The sequence below is a fragment of the Pseudomonas sp. LB3P58 genome (assembly GCF_054897895.1).
In genome coordinates, this window is record NZ_JBUBVE010000001.1 from 4,870,283 (window position 1) to 4,894,326 (window position 24,044).

The 24,044-nt window shown below is 59.3% G+C and carries 21 protein-coding genes; 17 read left to right on the forward strand and 4 right to left on the reverse strand.

The genetic code is table 11. The features are described from left to right. Window positions 1-76: 76 nt before the first annotated feature. From ACYZTZ_RS22655 to ACYZTZ_RS22675, 5 genes are all read left to right on the forward strand, one after another. Complete coding sequence (locus ACYZTZ_RS22655) at window positions 77-733, forward strand: alpha/beta hydrolase (RefSeq protein WP_461999769.1); 657 nt, start codon at window positions 77-79, stop codon at window positions 731-733. 98 nt (window positions 734-831) lie between these two features. Next, a complete protein-coding gene (gene rhlB, locus ACYZTZ_RS22660) occupies window positions 832-2,319 on the forward strand; it encodes an ATP-dependent RNA helicase RhlB (protein WP_461999770.1) in 1,488 nt (495 codons plus the stop codon). Between the two features lie 126 nt (window positions 2,320-2,445). After that, entirely contained in the window at window positions 2,446-3,393 is a 948-nt protein-coding gene (locus tag ACYZTZ_RS22665) for an ornithine cyclodeaminase family protein (RefSeq protein WP_461999771.1), read from the forward strand. A gap of 166 nt (window positions 3,394-3,559) precedes the next feature. Further along, complete coding sequence (locus ACYZTZ_RS22670; protein ID WP_461999772.1) at window positions 3,560-4,687, forward strand: NAD(P)/FAD-dependent oxidoreductase; 1,128 nt, start codon at window positions 3,560-3,562, stop codon at window positions 4,685-4,687. A 92-nt stretch (window positions 4,688-4,779) separates the two neighbouring features. Continuing rightward, window positions 4,780-5,436 carry a helix-turn-helix transcriptional regulator gene (locus ACYZTZ_RS22675; protein ID WP_461999773.1) on the forward strand — a complete coding sequence of 219 codons (657 nt, stop codon included), beginning with the start codon at window positions 4,780-4,782 and terminating at the stop codon, window positions 5,434-5,436. Window positions 5,437-5,488: 52 nt separating this feature from the next. Here ACYZTZ_RS22675 and hmpA read toward each other — a convergent pair whose 3' ends face one another. Then, a complete protein-coding gene (gene hmpA / locus ACYZTZ_RS22680; RefSeq protein WP_046048235.1) occupies window positions 5,489-6,670 on the reverse strand; it encodes an NO-inducible flavohemoprotein in 1,182 nt (393 codons plus the stop codon). Between the two features lie 156 nt (window positions 6,671-6,826). On the opposite strand from hmpA, the gene norR reads away from it, so the two are divergent. The 5 genes from norR (at window position 6,827) to ACYZTZ_RS22705 (ending at window position 11,095) form a co-directional block, all read left to right on the forward strand. Further along, window positions 6,827-8,377: a nitric oxide reductase transcriptional regulator NorR gene (norR, locus tag ACYZTZ_RS22685; protein WP_461999774.1), complete on the forward strand. Its 1,551-nt coding sequence runs from the start codon at window positions 6,827-6,829 to the stop codon at window positions 8,375-8,377. A 127-nt stretch (window positions 8,378-8,504) separates the two neighbouring features. After that, window positions 8,505-9,407: a chemotaxis protein CheV gene (locus ACYZTZ_RS22690; RefSeq protein ID WP_008147551.1), complete on the forward strand. Its 903-nt coding sequence runs from the start codon at window positions 8,505-8,507 to the stop codon at window positions 9,405-9,407. A 27-nt stretch (window positions 9,408-9,434) separates the two neighbouring features. Next, a complete protein-coding gene (locus ACYZTZ_RS22695) occupies window positions 9,435-9,893 on the forward strand; it encodes a GNAT family N-acetyltransferase (RefSeq protein WP_461999775.1) in 459 nt (152 codons plus the stop codon). Window positions 9,894-9,935: 42 nt separating this feature from the next. Beyond that, a complete protein-coding gene (locus tag ACYZTZ_RS22700) occupies window positions 9,936-10,262 on the forward strand; it encodes a hypothetical protein (RefSeq protein WP_461999776.1) in 327 nt (108 codons plus the stop codon). Window positions 10,263-10,345: 83 nt separating this feature from the next. Then, entirely contained in the window at window positions 10,346-11,095 is a 750-nt protein-coding gene (locus ACYZTZ_RS22705; protein WP_461999777.1) for a YkgJ family cysteine cluster protein, read from the forward strand. Between the two features lie 82 nt (window positions 11,096-11,177). Here the strand turns inward: ACYZTZ_RS22705 and ACYZTZ_RS22710 are convergent, their stop codons facing one another. After that, on the reverse strand, window positions 11,178-11,435 hold the full coding sequence (locus tag ACYZTZ_RS22710; protein ID WP_008147542.1) for a hypothetical protein: 258 nt from the start codon (window positions 11,433-11,435) through the stop codon (window positions 11,178-11,180). Window positions 11,436-11,725: 290 nt separating this feature from the next. Between ACYZTZ_RS22710 and ACYZTZ_RS22715 the strand changes: the two genes are divergently transcribed. The 7 genes from ACYZTZ_RS22715 to ACYZTZ_RS22745 all read left to right on the forward strand — a co-directional run bounded on the left by ACYZTZ_RS22715 (window position 11,726) and on the right by ACYZTZ_RS22745 (window position 21,731). Next, window positions 11,726-12,886: an efflux RND transporter periplasmic adaptor subunit gene (locus ACYZTZ_RS22715; RefSeq protein WP_461999778.1), complete on the forward strand. Its 1,161-nt coding sequence runs from the start codon at window positions 11,726-11,728 to the stop codon at window positions 12,884-12,886. Next, complete coding sequence (locus ACYZTZ_RS22720; protein WP_461999779.1) at window positions 12,883-15,984, forward strand: multidrug efflux RND transporter permease subunit; 3,102 nt, start codon at window positions 12,883-12,885, stop codon at window positions 15,982-15,984. The genes ACYZTZ_RS22715 and ACYZTZ_RS22720 overlap by 4 nt, the downstream gene beginning before the upstream one ends. A gap of 9 nt (window positions 15,985-15,993) precedes the next feature. Beyond that, window positions 15,994-16,671 carry a heavy metal response regulator transcription factor gene (locus ACYZTZ_RS22725; protein ID WP_007916978.1) on the forward strand — a complete coding sequence of 226 codons (678 nt, stop codon included), beginning with the start codon at window positions 15,994-15,996 and terminating at the stop codon, window positions 16,669-16,671. After that, window positions 16,661-18,025 (forward strand): heavy metal sensor histidine kinase, encoded by a 1,365-nt coding sequence (locus tag ACYZTZ_RS22730; protein WP_461999780.1) that lies wholly within the window; start codon window positions 16,661-16,663, stop codon window positions 18,023-18,025. Before ACYZTZ_RS22725 ends, ACYZTZ_RS22730 begins: the two co-directional genes overlap by 11 nt. Before the next feature lie 322 nt (window positions 18,026-18,347). Beyond that, window positions 18,348-18,572 (forward strand): hypothetical protein, encoded by a 225-nt coding sequence (locus ACYZTZ_RS22735; RefSeq protein WP_461999781.1) that lies wholly within the window; start codon window positions 18,348-18,350, stop codon window positions 18,570-18,572. A 195-nt stretch (window positions 18,573-18,767) separates the two neighbouring features. Then, window positions 18,768-20,087, forward strand: a complete 1,320-nt coding sequence (locus ACYZTZ_RS22740) for an OprD family porin (protein ID WP_461999782.1) — start codon at window positions 18,768-18,770, stop codon at window positions 20,085-20,087. Window positions 20,088-20,234: 147 nt separating this feature from the next. Next, window positions 20,235-21,731: a sensor domain-containing diguanylate cyclase gene (locus tag ACYZTZ_RS22745; RefSeq protein WP_461999783.1), complete on the forward strand. Its 1,497-nt coding sequence runs from the start codon at window positions 20,235-20,237 to the stop codon at window positions 21,729-21,731. Between the two features lie 69 nt (window positions 21,732-21,800). Here ACYZTZ_RS22745 and lpxC read toward each other — a convergent pair whose 3' ends face one another. Then, entirely contained in the window at window positions 21,801-22,712 is a 912-nt protein-coding gene (gene lpxC, locus ACYZTZ_RS22750) for a UDP-3-O-acyl-N-acetylglucosamine deacetylase (protein ID WP_008147525.1), read from the reverse strand. 112 nt (window positions 22,713-22,824) lie between these two features. Then, window positions 22,825-24,018 (reverse strand): cell division protein FtsZ, encoded by a 1,194-nt coding sequence (ftsZ, locus tag ACYZTZ_RS22755; protein WP_033061342.1) that lies wholly within the window; start codon window positions 24,016-24,018, stop codon window positions 22,825-22,827. Window positions 24,019-24,044 lie beyond the last annotated feature (26 nt).

Consider the following 24,044-nt stretch of genomic DNA (forward strand, 5'->3'; position numbering starts at 1 on the left):
TCTTATTAACTGATCAACCAGACGTGCACTCGGGCCTCGCACCCAATGAGAGCGTCTGCACAACATTGGAGCAACCATGACCGAGCCCTTGATTCTTCAACCCGTCAAGCCCGCAGACGCCTGCGTTATCTGGCTGCACGGCCTGGGCGCCGATCGCTACGACTTCTTGCCGGTGGCCGAGGCGTTGCAGGAAAGCCTGCTGACCACCCGCTTCGTTCTCCCTCAGGCACCGACCTGCGCCGTGACCATCAATGGTGGTTACGAGATGCCGAGCTGGTACGACATATTGGCCATGAGCCCCGCGCGCGCGATCAACCGCGAGCAGCTGGAAGAGTCGGCGCAGAGGATCGTCAATTTGATCGAAGTGGAGCGCGCCGTCGGAATAGACGCCTCGCGGATATTCCTCGCAGGTTTTTCCCAAGGTGGCGCGGTGGCGTTACACACCGCGTTTCTGAAATGGCAGGGGCCGCTGGGTGGCGTACTTGCCCTCTCGACCTATGCACCGACCTTCAGCGATGAACTGGAGCTTTCCGCCAGCCAGCAGCGCATTCCCGTGCTGTCTTTACACGGCCAGTACGATGACGTCGTTCAAAACTCCATGGGCCGCACCGCCTACGAGTATTTAAAGCAGCATGGTGTCACCGTGACATGGCAGGAATACCCAATGGGCCACGAAGTGTTACCCGAGGAGATTCGCGACATTGGTGTCTGGCTTGCCGAACGCTTGCGTTAACTGTTTATGTGAAAAGCAGCCCATTGATCCATCCCACTACGCCGCGCCCGATTCTTGCATTACACTGGCCGGCGTATATTCCTTAATCAATTGATGAGATGACCGTGCTCAAAGCACTCAAGAAAATGTTCGGTAAAAGCGAGACTGAGCAGCTCGCGCCAGTCTCCAGCGCTCCGTCTCACCATCCCAGCCACCGCACCGACGGTAATCAGTCTGGCCGGACCGCAACCGTAGCGGTACCGAAGCACGAGCCGATGACCACACCGGCCGTCCAACCCGTTGAGGCTCAGGCCTCTGAAGAACCGAGCAGCGAAGCTGCGAAACCTGCCAAACCGCGTCGCGAACCCAAGCCAAAAGCACCGGTTATCCCCTGGAAACTCGAAGACTTCGCCGTCGAGCCCCAGGAAGGCAAAACCCGATTCCACGATTTCAAACTCGCCCCCGAACTGATGCACGCCATCCAGGACCTGGGCTTCCCGTATTGCACGCCGATCCAGGCGCAGGTGCTTGGCTTCACCCTCGCGGGCAAAGATGCCATCGGTCGCGCCCAGACCGGCACCGGCAAAACCGCTGCATTCCTGATTTCGATCATCACCCAGTTGCTGGAAACCCCGCCGCCGAAAGAGCGCTATATGGGCGAGCCGCGGGCGCTGATCATTGCACCGACCCGTGAACTGGTGGTGCAGATCGCCAAGGACGCAGCCGACCTGACCAAGTACACCGGCCTCAACGTCATGACGTTCGTTGGCGGCATGGACTTCGACAAGCAGCTCAAGCACCTCGAAGCCCGTCACTGCGACATCCTCGTGGCCACGCCGGGTCGTCTGCTGGACTTCAACCAGCGCGGCGACGTGCACCTGGACATGGTCGAAGTCATGGTCCTGGACGAAGCCGACCGGATGCTCGACATGGGTTTCATCCCACAAGTGCGTCAGATCATTCGCCAGACCCCGCCGAAGAACGAGCGTCAGACGCTGCTGTTCTCCGCGACCTTCACCGAAGACGTGATGAACCTGGCCAAGCAATGGACCACCGACCCGTCGATCGTCGAGATCGAGTCGCAGAACGTGGCCAGCGAAAACGTCGAGCAGCACATCTACGCCGTGGCCGGTGCCGACAAATACAAACTGCTCTACAACCTGGTCAACGACAACGGTTGGGAGCGGGTGATGGTGTTCGCCAACCGCAAGGATGAAGTGCGGCGCATCGAAGAGCGCCTGGTGCGTGACGGCGTCAACGCCGCGCAGCTGTCCGGCGACGTGCCGCAGCACAAGCGCATCAAGACCCTGGAAGGTTTCCGCGAAGGCAAGATCCGCGTCCTGGTCGCCACCGATGTTGCCGGTCGCGGCATTCACATCGACGGCATCAGCCACGTGATCAACTTCACCCTGCCGGAAGTCCCGGACGATTACGTGCACCGTATCGGTCGTACCGGTCGTGCTGGCGCCGATGGCGTGTCCATCAGTTTTGCCGGTGAAGACGACTCCTACCAGCTACCGTCCATCGAGGCGCTGCTGGGTCGCAAGATCAGCTGCGAAACGCCACCGACGCATCTGCTGCGGGCGGTTGAGCGCAAGCGCCCGTAACGCGGGTCGCATTAAAAGAGGCGCAGCCGGAAACGGACTGCGCTTTTTTTTCGTCCGGACATTGATCGAGACAACTAAAAGTCCATAATGGACAAATTAGTTTACTTCCAGCTCCCGGAGCCGACCATGTCCAGTACGCCTTATGTGATCACCCAACCTCAGGCTCGTGAGCTGCTGGCGCAGGTCGACGTGCCGCAGATCCTGCGCAAACTGTTCCGCGACCTGGCCGCCGGGCAAGCCGTGCAACCGGCGCAGCAACTGGTGGAGTTCCCACAGGGCGCTGGCGACTTCATCAACTACCTGGGCGTGCTGGCCGAAGACGGCGTTTACGGGGTCAAGACCTCACCGTACATCGTACGTGAACAAGGTCCGCTGGTGACCGCCTGGACGCTGCTGATGTCGATGCAGACCGGCCAGCCGTTGCTGCTCTGCGATGCCGGCGAACTGACCACGGCGCGCACCGCCGCAACCACAACAGTGGCGGTCGACGCCCTCGCCCCGTTGAAGGCGCAGCGCCTGGCGATCATCGGCAGCGGCAAGGTCGCCCAGGCGCACTTGCACTACGTCAAAGGCCTGCGCGACTGGCAGAGCATCAGCCTCTACTCGCCGAGCCTGAGCGATAAGAATCCCGACGTATTGGCACAGCTCCAAAGCCTCGACCCACGCCTGACCATCGTCGACAGTCGTGAAGCGGCCGTTCAAGACGCCGACGTGATCATGCTCTGCACCTCGTCCGCTGGCCCGGTGATCGACCCTTCAAGCTTGAGCAAACCGGCGCTGATCACCTCCATCAGCACCAACGCACCGCGGGCCCACGAAGTGCCGCCGCAGAGCCTCAATGACATGCAAGTGTTCTGCGATTATCGTCTGACCACCCCGGGCTCGGCCGGCGAGATGCTGATTGCCGGTGAACAACATGGCTGGGACAAGGGCGCGATCATCGGCGACCTGCCCGATCTGCTCAGCGAAAAAGTCCAGCGCCCCGACTACGACCGTCATGTGTTCTTCCGCTCCATCGGCCTGGGCCTGGAAGATATCGCACTGGCCAATGCCATCTACCGCCTACAGCACTAACACCACAAACCCTGTAGGAGCTGTCGAGTGAAACGAGGCTGCGATCTTTTGATCTTGCCTTATAAAGCAAAGTCAAAAGATCGCAGCCTCGTTTCACTCGACAGCTCCTACAGTCCTACAAGGGATCTCTACAATTTTCGGCCTTTGCGCCCATCAGGAGATGTTCATGAGCCAGGCAGATTTCATTATCATCGGCGGCGGGATTGCCGGCGCTTCCACCGGTTTCTGGTTGTCGCAGCACGCTCGAGTGATCGTGCTCGAACGCGAGTCCCATCCGGCTTACCACTCCACCGGACGGTCAGCTGCACTGTTCACCGCCGCCTACGGCACGCCTCAAGTTCGGGCACTGACCCAGGCCAGCCGTGATTTCTTCGACGCGCCGCCGGCCGGTTTCTGCGAACACCCGCTGCTGACCCCGCGTGGCGAGATGACCGTGGACTTCACCGGTGACCCGGACGAGCTGAACAATCAATACCTGAGCGCCAAAGCCACGGTGCCGGAGATGCAGTTGCTCAGCGCCGACGAAGCCTGCGTGCGCCTGCCGATTCTGCGCCGGGAAAAAGTCCATGGTGCGATTTACGACCCGACCGCCAGCGACATCGATACCGATGCCTTGCACCAGGGCTACCTGCGCGGTATCCGACGCAACAAGGGCGAAGTTCATACCGACAGCGAAGTCCTGAGCCTGACCCGTGATGCCGAAGGTGTGTGGCACGTGCAAACCAGCGGTCAGACCTTCAGCGCCCCGATCATCATCAACGCGGCAGGCGCCTGGGCCGACAAAATCGGCGAGCTGGCCGGTGCCAAGCCACTGGGCCTGCAACCCAAGCGCCGTGCGGCGTTCATCTTCGCCGGCCCCGAGGGCGTGGACATCCATCACTGGCCAATGCTGGTCAGCCTCGACGAATCCTTCTACATGAAGCCCGACGCCGGAATGTTCCTCGGCTCGCCAGCCAACGCCGACCCGGTGGAACCGCACGACGTTCAGCCCGAAGAGCTGGACATCGCAATGGGCATCTACCAGATCGAAGAAGCCACCACCCTGACCATCCGCCGTCCGACCCGCACCTGGGCCGGCTTGCGCAGTTTCGTGAGCGACGGTGATTTGCTGTCCGGTTTCGATCCGCAGGTGCCGGGGTTATTCTGGGTTGCGGCACAAGGCGGTTATGGCATCCAGACCTCGCCGGCCATGGGCCAGGCCAGCGCTGCACTGGTGCGCGGTGAAGCCTTGCCCGAGCCACTGACTCGCTTCGGTCTGAACACCCAGATGCTCTCCCCTTCGCGACTGGGCTGACTTTCGGACGCAGGTGACGTGTCGACACGATTGCGGCAAACTTCCAGCGCCCTTTTTTGACGGGGCGCTGATGCTGTCTGGAGCTCCACTTTATGAACGCCCAAGAACAAGAACCAGCCGGTGATGACTCTGTATTGAAGAGCTCGCCGCTGGACAACTTCCGCGCGATCGCCGATGCCATCGCCACGTTGTTCTTTCCTCACGCCGAGGTGGTGCTGCACGATCTGCGCACACAGAAGGTCGACTACATCGCCAACAACCTGTCCAAACGGGAAATCGGTGACGACTCGGCGCTGGAGGACATGCTCAGCGACGATATCAGCGAACGAAACATCGGGCCGTACGAAAAGCTCAATTGGGATGGCCAGAAGATTCGCAGCCTGAGCAGTGTGCTGCGCGACAGCGAAGGTCATCCGCTGGCGGTGCTGTGCATTAATCTGAATATTTCGTTATTCGAAAATGCCAAAGCCGCTCTGGATCTGTTCCTGTCACCGAGCAAGTTGATTCCGCAACCGGACTCGCTGTTTCGCGATGACTGGCAGGAGCGGATCAACACGTTCCTCCACGCCTGGCTGCGCGAGCGTCAGCTGAGCCTGAACCTGCTGACCCGTGACCATAAGCGCGAACTGGTGCTGGCACTGCACGCCGAAGGCGCCTTCAAAGGTAAAAGCGCCTCCAACTATGTGGCGAACGTGCTGAACATGGGGCGGGCAACGGTGTACAAACATTTGAAGGAACTGAAGGGCTGAAACCTGTGGCGAGGGAGCTTGCTCCGTCGCCACAGAGTACCGGGCGTTAGCGTTACTCCAGCGCCGAAGCCGGCCCGAAGAATTCGTAACGGCTTTGCTTCTCCGGTACACCCAGCGCTTTCAGGTGGCGCTTGACCGCTGCCATGAAGCCTTTAGGTCCGAGGAAGTAAGCGTCCAGGTCACGCTGCTGCGGCAACCACTCGCCCAGTTGCTCCTGGCTCAACAGGCCAACCTTGTGCGCCGCCGGGCTCACGCCATCATCTTCGTCGTAGCAATAGAAGCGTTTGAGTTGCGGATGACGCTCGGCCAAGCCATCGATCCAGTCGCGGAAAGCATGAACGCTACCGTTACGCGCGCAGTGGATAAAGTGCACCGGCCGTTCGGTCGCCAGCGCCGCTTCGAGCATCGCCAGTGTCGGCGTGATGCCAACGCCGCCGCTGATCAGCACCAACGGTTTGTCGCTGTCGGTCAGGGTGAACTCGCCCGATGGCGGGAACAGCTGGATGCTGGAGCCCACATGCAATTGATCATGAAGATGGTTGGAGGCGCGGCCACCGGTTTCACGTTTAACGCTGATCCGGTACTGGCCCTTGTTGGCCAAGGCCGACAGTGAATAGTTACGACGAATCTCTTCGCCATCAAGAATCAGTTTCATGCCGATGTACTGGCCGGGTTCTGCCGCCAGAATCGGGCCTTTGTCCGCCGGTTCGAAGTAGAACGAGATGATTTCCGCGCTTTCCTCGACCTTGGCCACCACGATGAATTCCCGCGCCCCGCGCCAGCCGCCCGGTGCCTGTTCCTTCTGGTCATAGATGCTGGTTTCGGCGCCGATCAGGATGTCGGCCAATTGACCGTAGGCAGCCCCCCAGGCGGCCATCACTTCAGGTGTGGCGATCTCGTCGCCCAGCACTTCGGAGATGGCTCGCAGCAGGCAGGCGCCGACAATCGGGTAATGTTCCGGGAGAATTTGCAGGGCCACGTGCTTGTTGATGATCTTGGCCACCAGGTCGCCCAACTGGTCGAGTTGGTCGATGTGCCGCGCATACATCAAGACACCGTTGGCCAAAGCGCGCGGCTGATCACCGCTGGCCTGGTGGGCCTGGTTGAACAGCGGGCGAACTTCCGGGTACTCGGACAGCATCATGCGGTAGAAATGAGTGATCAATGCTTCGCCACCGCTTTCCAGCAAGGGCACGGTGGATTTGACGATTGCACGGTCTTGAACGCTAAGCATAAGGCGACTCCTGAACTACTTGGATTGCTAACTGATTGCCTTGTACTTATCAGTTTCCGTGCCAGAAAATAAAACGTTATAAATCAATCAGTTAAATTCTTTATAGTCATATCGACACACCCTGACTTATAGTCATACCGACTACATGGAGTCACTATGACTGCAAAAGCCTTGCTCACCACCCTGCTGCCACTGGTCGCCGACCTGTCCCGCGAACTCCCCGAAGGCGAGCGTTATCGGCGCTTGCTCGAAGCCATGCGCGCCCTGCTCCCCTGCGATGCTGCCGCACTGCTGCGCCTCGATGGCGAATGGCTGGTGCCACTGGCCGTCGACGGGTTGAGCACCGACACCCTCGGCCGACGCTTCAAAGTCAGCGAACACCCGCGTTTCGAAGCGCTGCTCAGCAGCCACGGCCCGACCCGTTTCGCCGCCGACAGCGACTTGCCCGACCCTTACGACGGACTGATCGATGGCCTCGATGATCATCTGGAAGTCCACGACTGCATGGGTTGCCCGCTGTTTATCGACGAACGTCCGTGGGGTTTGCTGACCCTCGACGCACTCGATCCAGAGCGCTTCGAACCGATCGAACTGGACGCCCTGGAAGCCTTCGCCAGCCTCGCCGCCGCCACGGTCAACGCCGCCGAGCGCATCGAACGGCTGGCCAATCGTGTCGAAGACGAGCATCAGCGTGCCGAGGTTTACCGACAAGCCAGCGGCCAGCAGAACCGCGAGATGATTGGCCAGAGCAAGGCCCACAAACGGCTGGTGGAAGAAATCAATCTGGTGGGTGGAAGCGATCTGACCGTGCTGATCACCGGCGAAACCGGGGTCGGCAAGGAACTGGTCGCCCAAGCCATCCACGCCGCATCGCCCCGGGCCGACAAGCCGATCATCAGCCTCAACTGCGCCGCGCTGCCGGACACGCTGGTGGAGAGCGAACTGTTCGGCCACGTCCGCGGCGCCTTCACCGGCGCGATGAACGATCGGCGCGGCAAGTTTGAACTGGCCAATGGAGGCACGCTGTTTCTCGATGAAGTCGGTGAGCTGTCCCTGACCGTCCAGGCCAAATTGCTGCGAGTCCTGCAAAGCGGTCAGCTGCAGCGATTGGGCTCGGATAAAGAGCATCTGGTCGACGTACGACTGATCGCCGCGACCAACCGCGACCTGGCCGAGGAAGTGCGCAGCGGCCGCTACCGTGCCGACTTCTATCACCGCCTGAGCGTTTATCCGTTGCTGGTGCCAGCACTGCGTGATCGTGGGCGAGATGTGCTGTTGCTCAGCGGCTATTTTCTGGAGCAAAACCGTTCACGCATGGGCCTCAACAGCCTGCGCCTGAACAGCGATGCACAGGCTGCATTGCTGGCGTATGCATGGCCGGGCAATGTGCGGGAGCTGGAGCACTTGATTGGCCGCAGTGCCTTGAAGGCGTTGGGTAATTGCAAGGAGCGACCGAAGATTCTGAGTTTGAGCGCGGCGGATCTGGATTTGCCCACTGGCAGCGTTGAGCTTGCATCTGAGCCAGCCCCAGTCAGCCCTGCGGCTTTGGTCTCGGGAGACTTGCGGGCGGCAACCGAGGATTATCAGCGTCGACTGATCGACGCCTGTCTGGAACGGCACCATAACAATTGGGCGAGTGCGGCGCGTGAGCTAGGCTTGGATCGGGCGAATCTTGGAAGGATGGCCAAACGCCTGGGAATGAAGTGAAGCCCCCATGGCGTCATACCATTCACCTGAATTGCTAAAGCCTGTCCGCAACAAGTCGATAACCCGGCATCGATAGCTGTTGGCGATCCTCGCGGTCGCCCATCACCTTTTTCCACAGAAGGTTTTTATGTCTTCAAACAAAGCCCGCGCAGATTCACTTTCGCTTCTGCTGTTTACCTTGCGCAGCGGCAAGCTGATGGCGATCAACCTGCTGAAAGTCAGTGAAATCATTCCCTGCCCGCCGCTGACCAAGCTGCCGGAGTCGCATCCCCACGTCAAAGGCATCGCCACTCTGCGCGGAGCCTCGTTGTCGGTGATCGACCTCAGCCGTGCCATCGGCGAACGGCCGCTGGAAGACCCGAACGGGGGCTGCCTGATCGTCACCGATGTCAGCCGCTCCAAGCAGGGTTTGCACGTTCAAGCAGTGAGCAAGATCGTCCACTGCCTGACCACCGACATCCGTCCGCCGCCCTTTGGCTCTGGCGGTGTGCGCTCGTACATCACTGGCGTGACCTCGGTCGACGGCACATTGGTACAGGTGCTGGACATCGAAAAAGTGATCCATGGCATCGCCCCGGCGCAGATCGAAACGGCCCCGACCGAACTGAGCATGGAAGACGCCGAAGTACTCGGCAACGCACGGATTCTGGTGGTCGATGACAGCCAGGTGGCGCTGCAGCAATCGGTGCACACCCTGCGCAACCTCGGCCTGCAATGCCACACCGCCCGCAGCGCCAAGGAAGCCATCGACTGCCTGCTGGACCTGCAAGGCACGGCCCAGCAGATCAACCTGATCGTCTCGGACATCGAAATGTCGGAGATGGACGGCTACGCCTTCACCCGCACCTTGCGTGAAACCCCGGACTTTTCGCACCTTTATGTTCTGCTGCACACCTCTTTGGACAGTGCGATGAACAGCGAAAAGGCCCGTCTTGCCGGCGCGAACGCGGTGCTGACCAAGTTCTCCTCGCCAGAACTGACCAAGTGCCTGATCGAAGCGGCCAAGGCGGTCGCTGAACAAGGTCATTGAGGCTTGAGCAAGGACTTCTGCTTTCTGATGCGGCGCAACCTCGCTGAAGTTGTGCCGGCGATCACTTGGCCTCAGGGAATTGTCCTCAGCGACTACCGCCCCGAACTGGCAGAAGCCGTTCATCGTTTGATGGAACTGGGCTATCAGCAAGGTGGCGGTCGCGTGCCGGCACTCGACGTCTGGCAACAGCGTTTTGAAACCGATCCTGAATATGATCCGAGCCTGTGCTTCATCGCTCTGGATGCCGAAGGTATCGTCGGTGTTTGCCAATGCTGGACAAGTGCCTACATCAAAAGTCTGGTGGTACATCCACGGGCTCAGGGGCAAGGATTAGGACGCGCGTTGCTGCTACATGCTTTCAAGATATTTCAGCAACGACGCGAAGGTTTTGTGGATTTGAAGGTGCTGGAAGACAACCTTCGGGCGCAGCGTTTGTATGAAAACGCCGGAATGCGTGTGATCCGCCGGGAACCGGTACCGGCCTGACAGACTCAGACCTTGGTCAATACCCGCCCAAGGATGCCGAACATGAAAGCCTCGCCCCTTACCCTCCTCTGTCTCGCCGCCCTCGCCACCCAGGCCCACGCCTCCAGCCCCGACGCCTGGGCCGCTTACGACAAAGCCGTGCTCGTCAGTTGCACCAAGGCCAGCGGTTTGACGAATGCCAAACCCGTGGGTAACGCCGCGCAGTTCGATGACCGGGTTGGCTACACCGCACTTCTGTTGCAAGGCCAATACCCGCAAAAACACATGAAAGGCCAGCAAGGCACCGAACTGTGTCTCTATAACAAGAAAAGCAAAACCGCTTACGTCACCGAATGGGACTCCATCCGCCCCACCACAAAAGCGCAGTGACTGGCGCATAACTTGCTTCGTTAGCGGCCTTTGCGGCGGCATTCTGTCGCCGTTTCATGTCTTTTTATGCGGCTGGCCGTTCAATGAATACGACGTTTTCCTGCGTAGGCTGTGGCAAATGCTGCAACGACCACCACGTGCCCCTGACCCTCCCCGAAGCCCGGATGTGGGCGGCCGATGGCGGTCAAGTGATCGTGCTGGTGGAAGGTTTCCTGGGCAATGGCCTGGGCCTGCCAGTGCAGCAACGCGAACACGCCGAACGCCGCTCGGTGAGGGTTCGAAGCGGCGCATCCGAGGCGTACATAGCCATCACTTTTGCCGCCTACAACGTCGGTCCTTGCCGGAATCTTGACGAAGACAACCTCTGCCGCATCTACGAACGCCGGCCGCTGGTGTGCCGCATCTACCCGATGGAAATCAATCCGCACATCCCCCTGAACATTGCCGTGAAGGAATGTCCTCCCGAGTCGTGGGAAAAGGGACCGGATCTGATTGTGGGTGGTGAATTGGTGGATCAGGAACTGGTCGGATTAATCCAGCGCTCCCGCCAGGCGGATCGCGATGACATTCGGACCAAGGATGCGATTTGCGCGTTGTTGGGGATTCGGACTACAGCACTGAAGGGCGACGGCTTTACTGCTTATCTGCCGGACATGACGGCGTTTGCGAGGGTCATCGATCAGGTTGCGGCGCAGCCATTGGCTGAGTCAGCCGCTGACTGGTTGTTTCATGTGTCGGGCGAGGACATTGCCGGGCAAGTGCAGGCGGCGGGTGCGCAAGTGGCGACGGATACGCCAGTGAACTATGCGTTTATTTCGTTGCGGGCGGCTTGATCCAGAAGGTGTATTGCCTTTGATGGCCCCTTCGCGAGCAAGCTCGCGAAGGGGCTAGATCAGGCATCGCAGAGTTTAAAACTCAGCGTTTACCCATCGAACGACGAGTACCGGGAGGCGCTGCACCGGGGGTTTTGGTATGGCCGTTCTTGGCGCCGTTCTTGTACCAGGGCTGGCTGGCGTTCTTCGCTGCGGCCAGGTCGCCCGGCTTGAACGGGAACTTGAACGCCGGGATCTCGGCTTTGGTTTCGCTGTCTGCGCTGGAGTCGACGCTGTCTGGCAGGTCTGCCTGGTCGTCGCTCAAAGCGTCGGCAACCGGCGGTTGTGTCGGGGAAGTCATGAAAGCTCCGGGTGATGCAATAGAGTCGGGCCCGATCAGCGAGCCGCGAAAGGCGGCAGTATACCTGTGTCGGGAGCCGCAAGCTTCAAGCCGTAAGCGAGTCCGTCGGGTTTTGTGTCTTGGTCGGTGAGGTTCAAGACGGTATCTACAGGGGATCGGCGTCGACCCGCAGAGGTCCAAACTGACAGCGCCGTCAGTTAGCAGTCACCTTCCTGACGGGCGAACAGGTTTATAAAGGAAGGTATAAACCTGAAAAAGCTCCAACCACCCAGCCCCGGCGCCCCACTCGCATGCGAATTCAGAAAAACCCCGCCCTGCTCGCAGCCCTTCTGATCGTTCTGGCAGCGCTGGGCCTGTGGTATGCCACCAAACCGGTCACGGCGAAACTCGCCGCCCCAACCGCCATTCCCGTGCGCGTGGTCAACGTCACCGAAAAAGACGTCCCCCGCTACGTCAGCGGTATCGGCTCGGTGCTGTCCCTGCACAGCGTTGTAGTGCGCCCGCAAATTGACGGCATCCTCACCAAATTGTTGGTCAAGGAAGGCCAACTGGTGAACAAAGGCGACCTGCTCGCCACCATCGACGACCGCTCGATCCGCGCCAGCCTCGATCAGACCCGGGCGCAACTCGGCGAAAGCCAGGCGCAACTGCAAGTCGCGCTGGTCAACCTCAAACGCTACAAGCTACTGAGCGTGGACGACGGCGTTTCCAAACAGACTTATGACCAGCAACAGGCGTTGGTCAACCAACTCAAAGCCACCGCCCAAGGTAACCAGGCCTCGATTGACGCCGCTCAGGTGCAGCTCTCCTACACACAGATTCGCTCCCCGGTGACCGGTCGCGTCGGTATTCGCACGGTGGACGAAGGCAACTTCCTGCGCATGACCGACGCTCAAGGCCTGTTCACGGTGACCCAGATCGACCCGATCGCCGTGGAGTTCTCCCTGCCACAGCAAATGCTGCCGACCCTGCAGGGTCTGATCGGCGACCCACAACGTGCAAAAGTGAAGGCCTACATCGGCGCCGACACTGACGGCGAAACCGGCAACCTGCTGGGCGAAGGTCATTTGACCCTGATCGACAACCAGATCAACGCCAACACCGGGACCATCCGCGCCAAGGCTGAATTCGACAACCCCGGGCAGAAACTCTGGCCGGGCCTGCTGGTGACGGTAAAGATTCAGACGGCGCTGGATAAAGATGCGCTGGTGGTGCCACCCACTGTCGTACAACGCGGCCTCGATCAACATTTCGTGTACCGGGTCAACGGCGACAAGGTCGAAACCGTCACCGTACAAATGGTCTATCAAGGCAGCGGCCAGGACATCATCAAAGGCGTCAAACCGGGCGACGTGCTGGTCAGCGACGGCCAGTCGCGGCTCAAGCCTGGTTCGACGGTCCAGGTCCTGAGTGATCCACCGCAAGTGGTCCAATCGGAGCCGAAACCATGAAGGGCCATGGCTCGATCTCTGCCTGGTGCATCGATCATCCGGTCGCGACGATCCTGCTGACCTTTGCGCTGGTGCTGCTCGGTGTCATCGCCTTCCCGCGCCTGCCCATCGCGCCGTTGCCGGAAGCCGAATTCCCGACGATTCAGGTCGCCGCGCAATTACCCGGCGCCAGCCCGGAGACCATGGCTTCTTCGGTGGCCACGCCGCTTGAAGTGCAATTCAGCGCCATCCCGGGCGTGACCCAGATGACCTCGAGCAGCGCGCTGGGTTCGACCAACCTGACCCTGCAATTCACCCTCGACAAAAGCATCGACACCGCCGCTCAGGAAGTTCAGGCCGCGATCAACACCGCCGCCGGCAAACTGCCCAAAGACATGCCGACCCTGCCGACCTGGAGAAAGGTCAACCCGGCCGACAGCCCGGTACTGATCCTCAGCGTCAACTCGACCCAAATGCCCGGCACCGAACTCAGCGACTTGGTGGAAACCCTGCTCGCCCGTCAGATCAGTCAGATCGACGGCGTAGGCCAAATCAACATCACTGGCCAGCAACGTCCGGCGATTCGCGTTCAAGCCTCGGCGGACAAACTCGCGGCCATCGGCCTGACCCTGGCGGACATTCGTCTGGCAATCCAGAACACCAGCCTCAACCTGGCCAAAGGGGCGTTGTACGGTGAGTCGAGCATCTCGACGCTGTCGACCAACGACCAGTTGTTCCACCCTGAGGAGTACAGCCAGCTCATCGTTTCCTACAAGGACGGTGCCCCGGTTCACCTCAAGGATGTGGCCAAAGTCGTCAACGGTTCGGAAGATGCCTACGTGCAAGCCTGGGCCGGTGACAAGCCTGGGGTGAACCTGGTGATTTCCCGGCAACCGGGCGCCAACATCGTCGAAACCGTGGATCGCATTCAGGCCGCCCTGCCCGGCCTCGAAGCCATGCTGCCAGCCTCAGTGCAGGTCAAAGTTCTGGTCGACCGCACCCAGACCATCCGCGCTTCCCTGCACGAAGTGGAAGTCACCCTGCTGATCGCGATCCTGCTGGTGGTGGCGGTGATGGCGCTGTTCCTGCGCCAATGGTCGGCGACGATGATCGTATCCGCGGTACTCGGTGTGTCCCTGATCGCCAGTTTCGCCCTGATGTACATCATGGGTTTCAGCCTGAACAACCTGACGCTGGTGGCGATCGTGGTGGCCGTGGGGTTTGTGGTCGACGATGCGATTGTGGTGGTGGAGAACATTCACCGTCATCTGGAGGCTGGCGACGGCATGCGCGAGGCGGCGATCAAAGGTGCCGGCGAGATTGGTTTTACTGTGGTTTCCATCAGTTTCTCACTGGTGGCGGCGTTTATTCCGCTGCTGTTCATGGGCGGCGTGGTCGGACGGCTGTTCAAGGAATTCGCACTGACGGCCACCTCGACCATCATGATTTCGGTGGTGGTCTCACTGACGTTGGCGCCAACGCTTGCCGCGCTGTTCATGCGTGCGCCGGTGCATCACGCCCACAACAAGCCTACGTTTGGCGAACGCTTGCTGGCAGGTTATGAAAAACTTCTGCGCCGCGCCCTCGCCCACCAGAAGCTGATGATCGGCGTGTTCGGCCTGTCCCTCGGTCTGGCCATCGCCGGTTACATCTTCATCCCGAAAGGTTTCTTCCCGGTACAGGACACCGGTTTCGTCCTCGGCACCACCGAAGCCGCCGCTGATACTTCCTACGGCGACATGGTAAAAAAACACCTGGCGATGGCCGAAATCGTCGCGGCGGATCCGGCGGTTCAGGCGTTTTCCCACTCCGTGGGCGTCTCGGGCAGCAACCAGACCATCGCCAACGGTCGCTTCTGGATCTCCCTGAAAAAACGCGGTGACCGCGACGTCTCCGCCAGCCAGTTCATCGACCGAATTCGTCCGCAACTGATGAAAGTCCCGGGCATCGTGCTGTACCTGCGCGCCGGGCAAGACATCAACCTCAGCTCCGGCCCGAGCCGCGCCCAGTACCAATACGTGCTCAAGAGCAACGACGGCGCGACCCTCAGCACCTGGACCCAGCGCCTCACGGAAAAACTGCGCGCCAACCCGGCGTTCCGTGACATATCCAACGACCTGCAACTGGGCGGCAGCATCACCCACATCAGCATCGACCGCAGCGCCGCCGCGCGTTTCGGTCTGACCGCCAGTGATGTCGATGAAGCGCTGTACGACGCCTTCGGCCAGCGGCAGATCAATGAATTCCAGACTCAGATCAACCAGTACAACGTGATTCTGGAGCTGGACACCAAGCAGCGCGGCAAGGCCGAAAGCCTCAACTATTTCTACCTGCGCTCGCCGCTGAGCGGGGAAATGGTGCCGCTGTCGGCACTGGCCAAATTCGATGCGCCGACGGTTGGTCCGTTGTCGATCGCCCATGACGGCATGTTCCCGGCCGCCAACCTGTCGTTCAACCTGGCGCCCGGTGTGGCGTTGGGCGATGCGGTGATCATGCTCAACCAGGCCAAGGCCGAAATCGGCATGCCGGCCGCCATGAGCGGCAACTTCCAGGGCGCGGCCCAGGCGTTCCAGAGTTCGCTGGCCAGTCAGCCATGGCTGATCCTGGCGGCGCTGGTGGCGGTGTACATCATTCTCGGTGTGCTGTACGAAAGCTTCGTGCATCCGCTGACCATCATCTCGACCCTGCCGTCGGCGGGGCTTGGCGCGGTGATCATGTTGTGGATTTGCGGGCAGGACTTTTCGATCATGGCGCTGATCGGGCTGGTGTTGCTGATCGGGATCGTGAAGAAGAACGGCATCCTGATGATCGACTTCGCGCTCGAAGCCCAGCGCAAGGGTGGCCTGCCGCCGGAAGAAGCGATCTACCAGGCCTGTATCACCCGATTCCGGCCGATCATCATGACCACCCTCGCCGCCCTGCTCGGCGCGCTGCCATTGATGCTCGGCTACGGCACCGGCGCCGAACTGCGCCAACCCTTGGGGATCGCGGTCGTCGGCGGCTTGCTGGTGAGTCAGGCGCTGACGTTGTTCACCACTCCGGTCATATACTTGTGGCTTGAGCGGCTTTTCCATCGGCCCAAACCTGCACCGCTACCGGTGCTGGCGACCACAGACTGAGGCGGGGTCATGCGCGTTCTGATTATCGAAGACGAAGAAAAAACCGCGGATTATCTGCACCGCGGCCTGACGGAACAGGGTTACACCGTGGATCTTGCGCGTGATGGTGTGGAAGGCCTGCACCTGGCGCTGGAAAGCGACTACGCGGTGATCGTCCTCGACGTCATGCTGCCGGGCCTCGACGGCTTCGGCGTACTGCGCGCGTTGCGTGCGCGCAAGCAAACCCCGGTGATCATGCTCACCGCCCGCGAGCGAGTGGAAGACCGGATCAAAGGCCTGCGCGACGGTGCCGACGATTACCTTGGCAAACCGTTTTCCTTTCTCGAACTGGTAGCGCGCCTGCAAGCGCTGACGCGTCGCAGCGGTGGCCACGAACCGGTGCAGGTGAGCATCGCCGACCTGTGGATAGATTTGATCAGCCGCAAAGCCACCCGCGCCGGCACGCGCCTGGACCTGACCGCCAAGGAGTTCTCGCTGCTCAGCGTACTGGCCCGCCGTCAGGGTGAAATCCTGTCGAAAACCGCCATCGCCGAAATGGTCTGGGACATCAATTTCGACAGCGATGCCAACGTCGTCGAAGTCGCGATCAAACGCTTGCGCGCCAAGCTCGACGGGCCATTCGACGAGAAACTGCTGCACACGATTCGTGGCATGGGTTATGTGCTGGAGAGCCGTGGTGTCCAGTAACTCGATTGCGCTACGCCTGAGCGGGATGTTCACGCTGGTGGCGCTTTTAGTGTTTCTGTTGATTGGCTGGGCGCTGTATCAGCAAGTCGATAAAGGTCTGGGTTTGTTGCCCGAGGCTGAACTGGACGCGCGCTACAGCGTGCTCGAATCCACGGTCGGGCGTTACGGCACGCCCGAGCATTGGGTGAAGATCAACAACAAGCTCAAGCTGCTCGGCGAAGAAGACAAGCGCATCAGCTTCTGGATCATCAGCGGTGATCCGCACTACGAATACGGCAACCTGACGCCGCAGATCCGCGCCTTTGCCGAAGGGCCGCTGGGCATGCGCGACTTGAATCTGCCGGATCAGCCTTATCCGCTGAAAGTGCTGGTCAGTCAGTTCCCCGCCAAGGATCAACGCCCGCCGTTGCGCTTCATGATCGGCATCGACACCGAGACGTTTTTGCAGACTCAACATCATCTGCTGATTGCCCTGATCAGCCTGGCAATCATCGGCGTGTTGCTGGCGTCGGCCCTCGGTTATTGGGTGGCGCGGATCGGCCTCAAGCCGCTGATCAAGTTGTCCCAGGAAGCCCAGCGGCTGGCACCGCCGTTGTTATCCGGTCGCCTGCAATTGTCGCCGCTGCCGCCGGAACTGAAACAGTTCGTCAACTCGTTCAACTCGACACTGGAGCGGGTCGAACAGGCTTACTCGCGCCTTGAGTCGTTCAACGCGGACGTGGCCCACGAACTGCGCTCGCCGCTGACCAACCTGATCGGCCAGACCCAGGTTGCGCTGACCCGCGGGCGATCCGCCGAACACTACTTTGAAGTGCTGCAATCGAACCTTGAAGAGCTTGAGCGACTGCGCTCGATCATCAACGACATGCTGTTCCTCGCCAGCGCAGACCAGGGCAGCAAAGCCACCAAACTGACCTCCACTTCGCTGGCCGATGAAGTGGCGACGACATTGGAGTACCTGGATTTCATCCTTGAAGACGCGCAGGTTCGGGTGCAGGTCAGTGGTGACGCGCAGGTGCGGATCGAGATCGCTCATCTGCGCCGGGCGTTGATTAATCTGCTAAGCAATGCGGTGCAGCACACCGAGCCTGGGCAAGTGATTGAGGTGCGGATCGAGGCTGAGGAGCATCAGGTGAGCATCGGGGTTGCGAACCCTGGGTCGCCGATTGCCAGCGAGCATTTGCCGCGGTTATTTGAGCGTTTTTATCGAGTCGATGCGTCGCGCAGCAACAGTGGCAACAACCATGGGTTGGGGTTGGCGATCGTCAAGGCGATTGCGCTGATGCACGGCGGGGATGTGTTTGTGCGCAGTGATCATGGGATGAATACGTTCGGGATTCACCTCCCCGTCTGACTCAGGATCCATCCCTCACCCTAACCCTCCCGAAACGTCGGACCGCCCGTAGGTAGAGGGGACTGACCGTAGGTTTCTTCAGAAATTCTGCGACTTTAGCTATCGAGTCGAACTCAGGTTTTGAAAAGCGTACGATCTGCTCCCTTTCCCCTCTCCCCCGTGGGGAGAGGGTTGGGGTGAGGGGTGGCCTTTCGCAACAACGCAAAAGTCGACTCTTACCTCCCACGCAACAGTCCTTTCATGAATCCGCTCTTTTTCCCCTCTCTAATCCGCCTTATCTTTGCCGCACCAAACAGCACTTGCCAAGCAAGAAGGTTTAAAGATGTCCAATACTATGGGTATTGCCAGCGCTTTCGTTTTGTCCTCTTTGTTTCTGTCTCCGTTCGCCATCGCTGAAGAGTCGCAGACGTTCCTCGCGCAAAATTCCGCACGCGCAGCTGCATTCGAACAGTATCAGAGCGAAATGACGGCCAAGGCTCAGGAAGCTGCGCAAACCCCTCAAGCGTCCACCACTCAAGCCCAGCCACGGATTGAGAAAGACAGCTGATTATTAAGTATCACTCTGTTTCCCTCGACACTTTTCATCGGCTCTTCCCTTTGAAAAGTTGTCTTCAAAGCCGCTGCTATCAGCGGCTTTTTTTCGTTGTGGTTTTAAACAGCTTCAGTTCGTCTTCCCTAACAAGAAACATCCGGAGTCTCAAAACAATGAGGCTCTTAGTTGACCCAAGGAGCTTTACCGCTAGTGCGTTTCCCTCTTAGATTCAGCCCGTTATTCATTGCAATCGCTGCAACGGTGGCGCCTGCTGCTCACGCCGCAGACGACTCAAACGCCGAAGGTTTTGTTGAAGGTTCGAGCCTCAACTTCAACGCCCGTAACTACTACATGAACCGCAACCGCCTGCAGCAGACGGACGACAACATTGAATGGGGCCAGGGCTTCCTCGGCCTATTCGAATCGGGTTACACCCAAGGCACCGTCGGTTTCGGTGTTGATGCCCACGCCATGCTCGGGCTCAAGCTCGACGGCGGTGGCGGCACTGATAATTCGAGCATCCTGCCGGTCAGCGATGGCAACGGCAAAGCACCGGGTTCGTTCTCAACGGCGGGTGGCACGCTGAAAATGCGTGCCTTCGATACCGAACTGAAGGCCGGTGACTTGTTCCTCACCAACCCGGTGATCGCCGGCGGCGAAACCCGCATGCTGCCGCAGACCTTTCGCGGCGTCAGCCTGACCAACCACAGTTTTGACGGCTGGATGATTGAAGGTGGCCAGGCAAGTTTCACCAAGCCATACAACCAGAGCGGACACACCCGAATCGGCACGTCCTACGGTAGCCTGGCCGACGGTGACGAAAGCCGGCACCTGAACTGGGCCGGCGTGGCCTGGAGCGGTCTGCCGGGGTTGACCAGCAGCCTCTATGCTTCCGAGCTCAAGGACATCTGGAACCAGTATTACTACGATCTGGACTACACCTACGCGCTGAATGATCGGGTCAGCCTCAACCCGGGTCTGCATGCCTATCACACGCAAGACACCGGCAATGCGCTGCTGGGCCACATCGACAACAACACCTACAGCCTGCATTTCACCGTCGGTGTGGGTAACCACAGCGTTACCGCCGCGTATCAGCGGGTCAACGGCAACACGCCGTTCGACTACATCAGCCAGGGCGACAGCGTCTACCTCGACAATTCCCAGCAGTATTCGGACTTCAACGGCCCGAACGAACGCTCATGGAAACTCAAGTACGCCTACGACTTTGTCGGGCTCGGCTTGCCCGGCCTGACCTCGGCGGTCTCTTACTCCCGAGGTGAACTGGACCTGACCAAGGTCGATCCGGACAGCCCCGGTTACGCCTCGTGGTACAGCGCTGATGGCAAAAACGCCAAGCACTGGGAACGCGACATTGATCTCAAGTATGTGGTTCAGGGCCGCAAGGCCAAAAACCTGGCGCTGCGTCTGCAATGGGCGACCAACCGTGGCGGCAACGGCTACGGCGTGCTGGATCAGGACACCGATGAATACCGGGTGATCGTCGACTACCCGCTCAATGTCTTCTAAGCTTCAATAAGCAAAAGGCCAGCATGTTTTGCTGGCCTTTTTTTTATCCGGGATTTATACAGGCGCTCCGAACGCAAACGGTTTCTGGGATTCTGCCTGAGTCTTGCAAAACACTTTTATAACGCCTCATTAGCAGAAGTCAGAACCATGAGTGTGAGCAGTGCAACATCTCACCATCCGATCCGGTCGACGCGATCGGAGCGGCTTCTGGTTCTCGGCAGTTTGTTGCTGGTGATTGCGATATTGAGCATCGTGGCGTTCCTGATCATTCGCGAACGCGCCAATGCTGAACAGTCTGCCACTCGCGCAGCAACCAATATCGTGCAACTGATCGACGCAGACGTGTTACGCAACGTCGAACTCTATGACCTGTCCTTGCAAGGCTTGATCGCAGCCTCGCAGCGTGAAGACCTCAAGAACGTTTCCCCTGCCATCCGCCATCTGGCCTTGTTTGACCGTGCCACTGCCGCGCCGTACAAGGGCGACATTTTGTTGCTGGACAACAAGGGCGACGTGATCGCGGACTCGGCCTCGGTGGAGCCCAGAAAGGGCAATTTTGCTGACCGCGAGTACTTTCAGTCTCACGTAACCAATCGTGATCCGGGCATGCTCATCAGCCGCCCCTTCCGTTCCAGGCAGGCTGAACATGAATGGCGAATCAGCTTCAGTCGCCGGGTCAGCGGCTCACAGGGCGAATTTCTTGGCGTGGCCGAAGCCGCCATGCGCCTGAGTTATTTCGATCAGCTGTTCAACAGCTTGAGCATCGGTCGTGACAGCTCGGTCAACCTGATCAGCTCGGACGGGATTCTTCTGGCTCAGGAACCCCGCCTGGCCGAAGAGCTGATTGGCAAGGACTTCAGCAGCCGCCCCAACTTCCAGCGCATCGTCAAAGAAGGCAACGGCAGCTTCACCGGTGATTCAAGCCGCTATAAGGACAAACGCCTGTACACGTTTTCCAAGGTAGGCAACTTGCCGTTGATCGTCATCGTTGCACTGTCCAGTGATGAAGTATTTGCCTCGTGGAAGCGCACGGCGGTAGTGGTTAGCGTTGCGACTATTGCGCTGTGCATCAGCTTGCTCTGGCTGACTTGGCTGCTCAATCGGGAACTGCGCCTGCGCCACAACGCCGAACAGGAACTGGCGCAACTGGCGGCCACCGATGCCTTGACCGGCCTGGCCAACCGCCGAACGCTGGATCAGGTCCTGCGTCATGAGTGGTTTCGCGCTCAACGTTCCGGCCAGCCATTGTCGCTGCTGATGATTGATGCCGACCACTTCAAGGCCTTCAACGATCGTCATGGGCATCAGGGTGGCGATGATGCCTTGCGCTCGTTGGCCAAGGTGATCTCCGACAATGTGAGGCGACCAGCGGATCTGGTCGCCCGTTACGGCGGCGAAGAGTTTTCGGTGATTCTCGCGGAAACCGACAGCCAGGGTGCGCAACAGATTGCCGAACACATCCGAGGGACAGTGGAGCAATTGCCGCGGGTGTCAGGTGCCGAGTCGCCGATTACTGTCAGTATCGGTATCAGTACCTGGACCACCTCCGCCGAGATCAGTCTGGAACAGCTATTGTTTGCAGCGGACAAGGCGCTGTATCAGGCCAAGGAAAGTGGGCGTAATCGGGTGGTCGCTGCTCATTGAGGCCTTTCCCGCAGGCATAAAAAAAGGCCACCCGAAGGTAGCCTTTAAAAAACTAGAGAGGTTTTTTACTTACACGGCCGCAACTGGACGCATGTAAGAGATCGGTGCAGTGCTGGCGTCTTCGAAAGTCACGACTTCCCAAGCATCTGTCTGCTCAATCAACTTGCGCAGCAGCTGGTTGTTCAATGCATGTCCGGACTTGAAGCCCTTGAACTCACCAATCAGGCTATTGCCCAGCAGGTAGAGGTCACCAATTGCATCGAGGATCTTGTGCTTCACGAATTCGTCTTCATAGCGAAGGCCGTCTTCGTTCAGTACACCATCCGCGTCGACCACAATAGCGTTTTCAACGCTGCCGCCGAGTGCGAGGTTGTGCTTGCGCAGGTACTCGATATCACTCATGAAACCAAAGGTACGGGCGCGGCTGACTTCTTTTACGAACGAAGTGCTGGAAAAATCCACGCTTGCACTTTGTGTGCGGTTACGGAAAACCGGGTGATCGAAATCGATCTCGAAACTCACCTTGAAGCCTTCGAAAGGGACGAAAGTGGCGCGCTTGTCGCCATCTTCCACTGTCACTTCCCGCAGGATCCGGATGAACTTCTTCGGTGCGTCCTGTTCTTCCAGGCCGGCCGATTGGATCAGGAATACGAAAGGTCCAGCGCTACCATCCATGATCGGAACTTCAGACGCGGAGAGCTCGACGTAGGCGTTATCGATGCCCAGGCCAGCCATGGCCGAGAGCAAGTGCTCCACCGTATCCACTTTGGTGTCACCACTGACCAATGTGGTCGACATCGTGGTTTCACCAACGTTTTCCGCGCGGGCAGGAATCTGCACCACAGGGTCGAGATCGGCACGAACAAACACAATGCCGGTGTCGATAGGTGCGGGCTTGAGGGTCAGGTATACCTTCTCCCCGGAGTGCAGGCCTACACCTGTAGCACGGATAATATTTTTCAGTGTGCGTTGTTTAATCATGGCTTGGGCCGCTTCAGCGCAAATTGCGAACTGGTATCAACAAAGGCTGGCGATGATAGCAGACCAGACCTTTGCTGAACACCAATCACCTTCATAGCCCTGATACATTCCATTAATCGGCCTGACGACGCAGGAAAGCCGGGATGTCCAGATAGTCTAGATCATCTTGCGGATTCATCTTCGCGGCAGTCGCAGCACCGGCTTGAGCCTGGTTGCGCATGACGGTCGGACGGTCCAGGTCACGATAGTTTACCGCTGGCGCTTCCTGACGCGAAGGCGCTTGTTGCTGCGGTTGCGAAGCCACGGACGTGTGCATGGTGTTGTCGATAACCTTCACAGGCTTCTCGATTTTCGCGCCCAGACCTGTGGCAACCACGGTCACGTGCAGCTCGTCGCGCATGTCCGGATCGATAACGGTACCGACCTTGACCATTGCGTGCTCGGAAGCGAAAGCTTCGATGATGCTACCCACGTCGGAGTACTCACCCAGGGACAGGTCAGGACCGGCGGTGATGTTCACCAGGATGCCGCGTGCACCTTGCAGGTTCACGTCTTCCAGCAACGGGTTGCGAATGGCCGCTTCGGTGGCCTCACGTGCACGGTTCGGACCGCTGGCGCAGCCAGTGCCCATCATCGCCATGCCCATTTCGCTCATCACGGTACGTACGTCGGCAAAGTCGACGTTGATCATGCCCGGACGCTTGATGATGTCGGAGATACCGCGAACGGCACCGGCCAGTACATCGTCGGCCTTGGCAAATGCGGACAGCAGGCTTGCGTCCTTGCCAAGGATGGTCAGCAGCTTCTCGTTGGGAATGGTGATCAACGAGTCGACGCTTTCAGACAGCAGACGGATGCCTTCGTCGGCGATCTGCATGCGCTTGCGGCCTTCGAACGGGAACGGACGAGTCACCACCGCAACGGTGAGAATCCCCATTTCCTTGGCCACTTCAGCAATGATCGGAGCAGCACCGGTACCGGTACCACCGCCCATGCCAGTGGTGATGAACACCATATTGGTGCCCTGCAGGACTTCGGCAATGCGCTCACGATCTTCGAGAGCGGCCTGACGACCTACTTCAGGGTTGGCGCCAGCGCCGAGACCTTTGGTCACGCCGGTGCCCAGTTGCAGGATGGTCCGCGCGCCGATGGATTTCAGCGCTTGGGCATCAGTGTTGGCGCAGATGAATTCAACGCCCTCAATGTTGCTCTTGACCATGTGGTTGACGGCGTTGCCGCCGCCTCCGCCAACACCGATAACTTTAATAACCGGGCTTGCGGGGATGTTGTCTACGAGTTCGAACATTTTCCCTCTCCTTACATTCTCTAGTT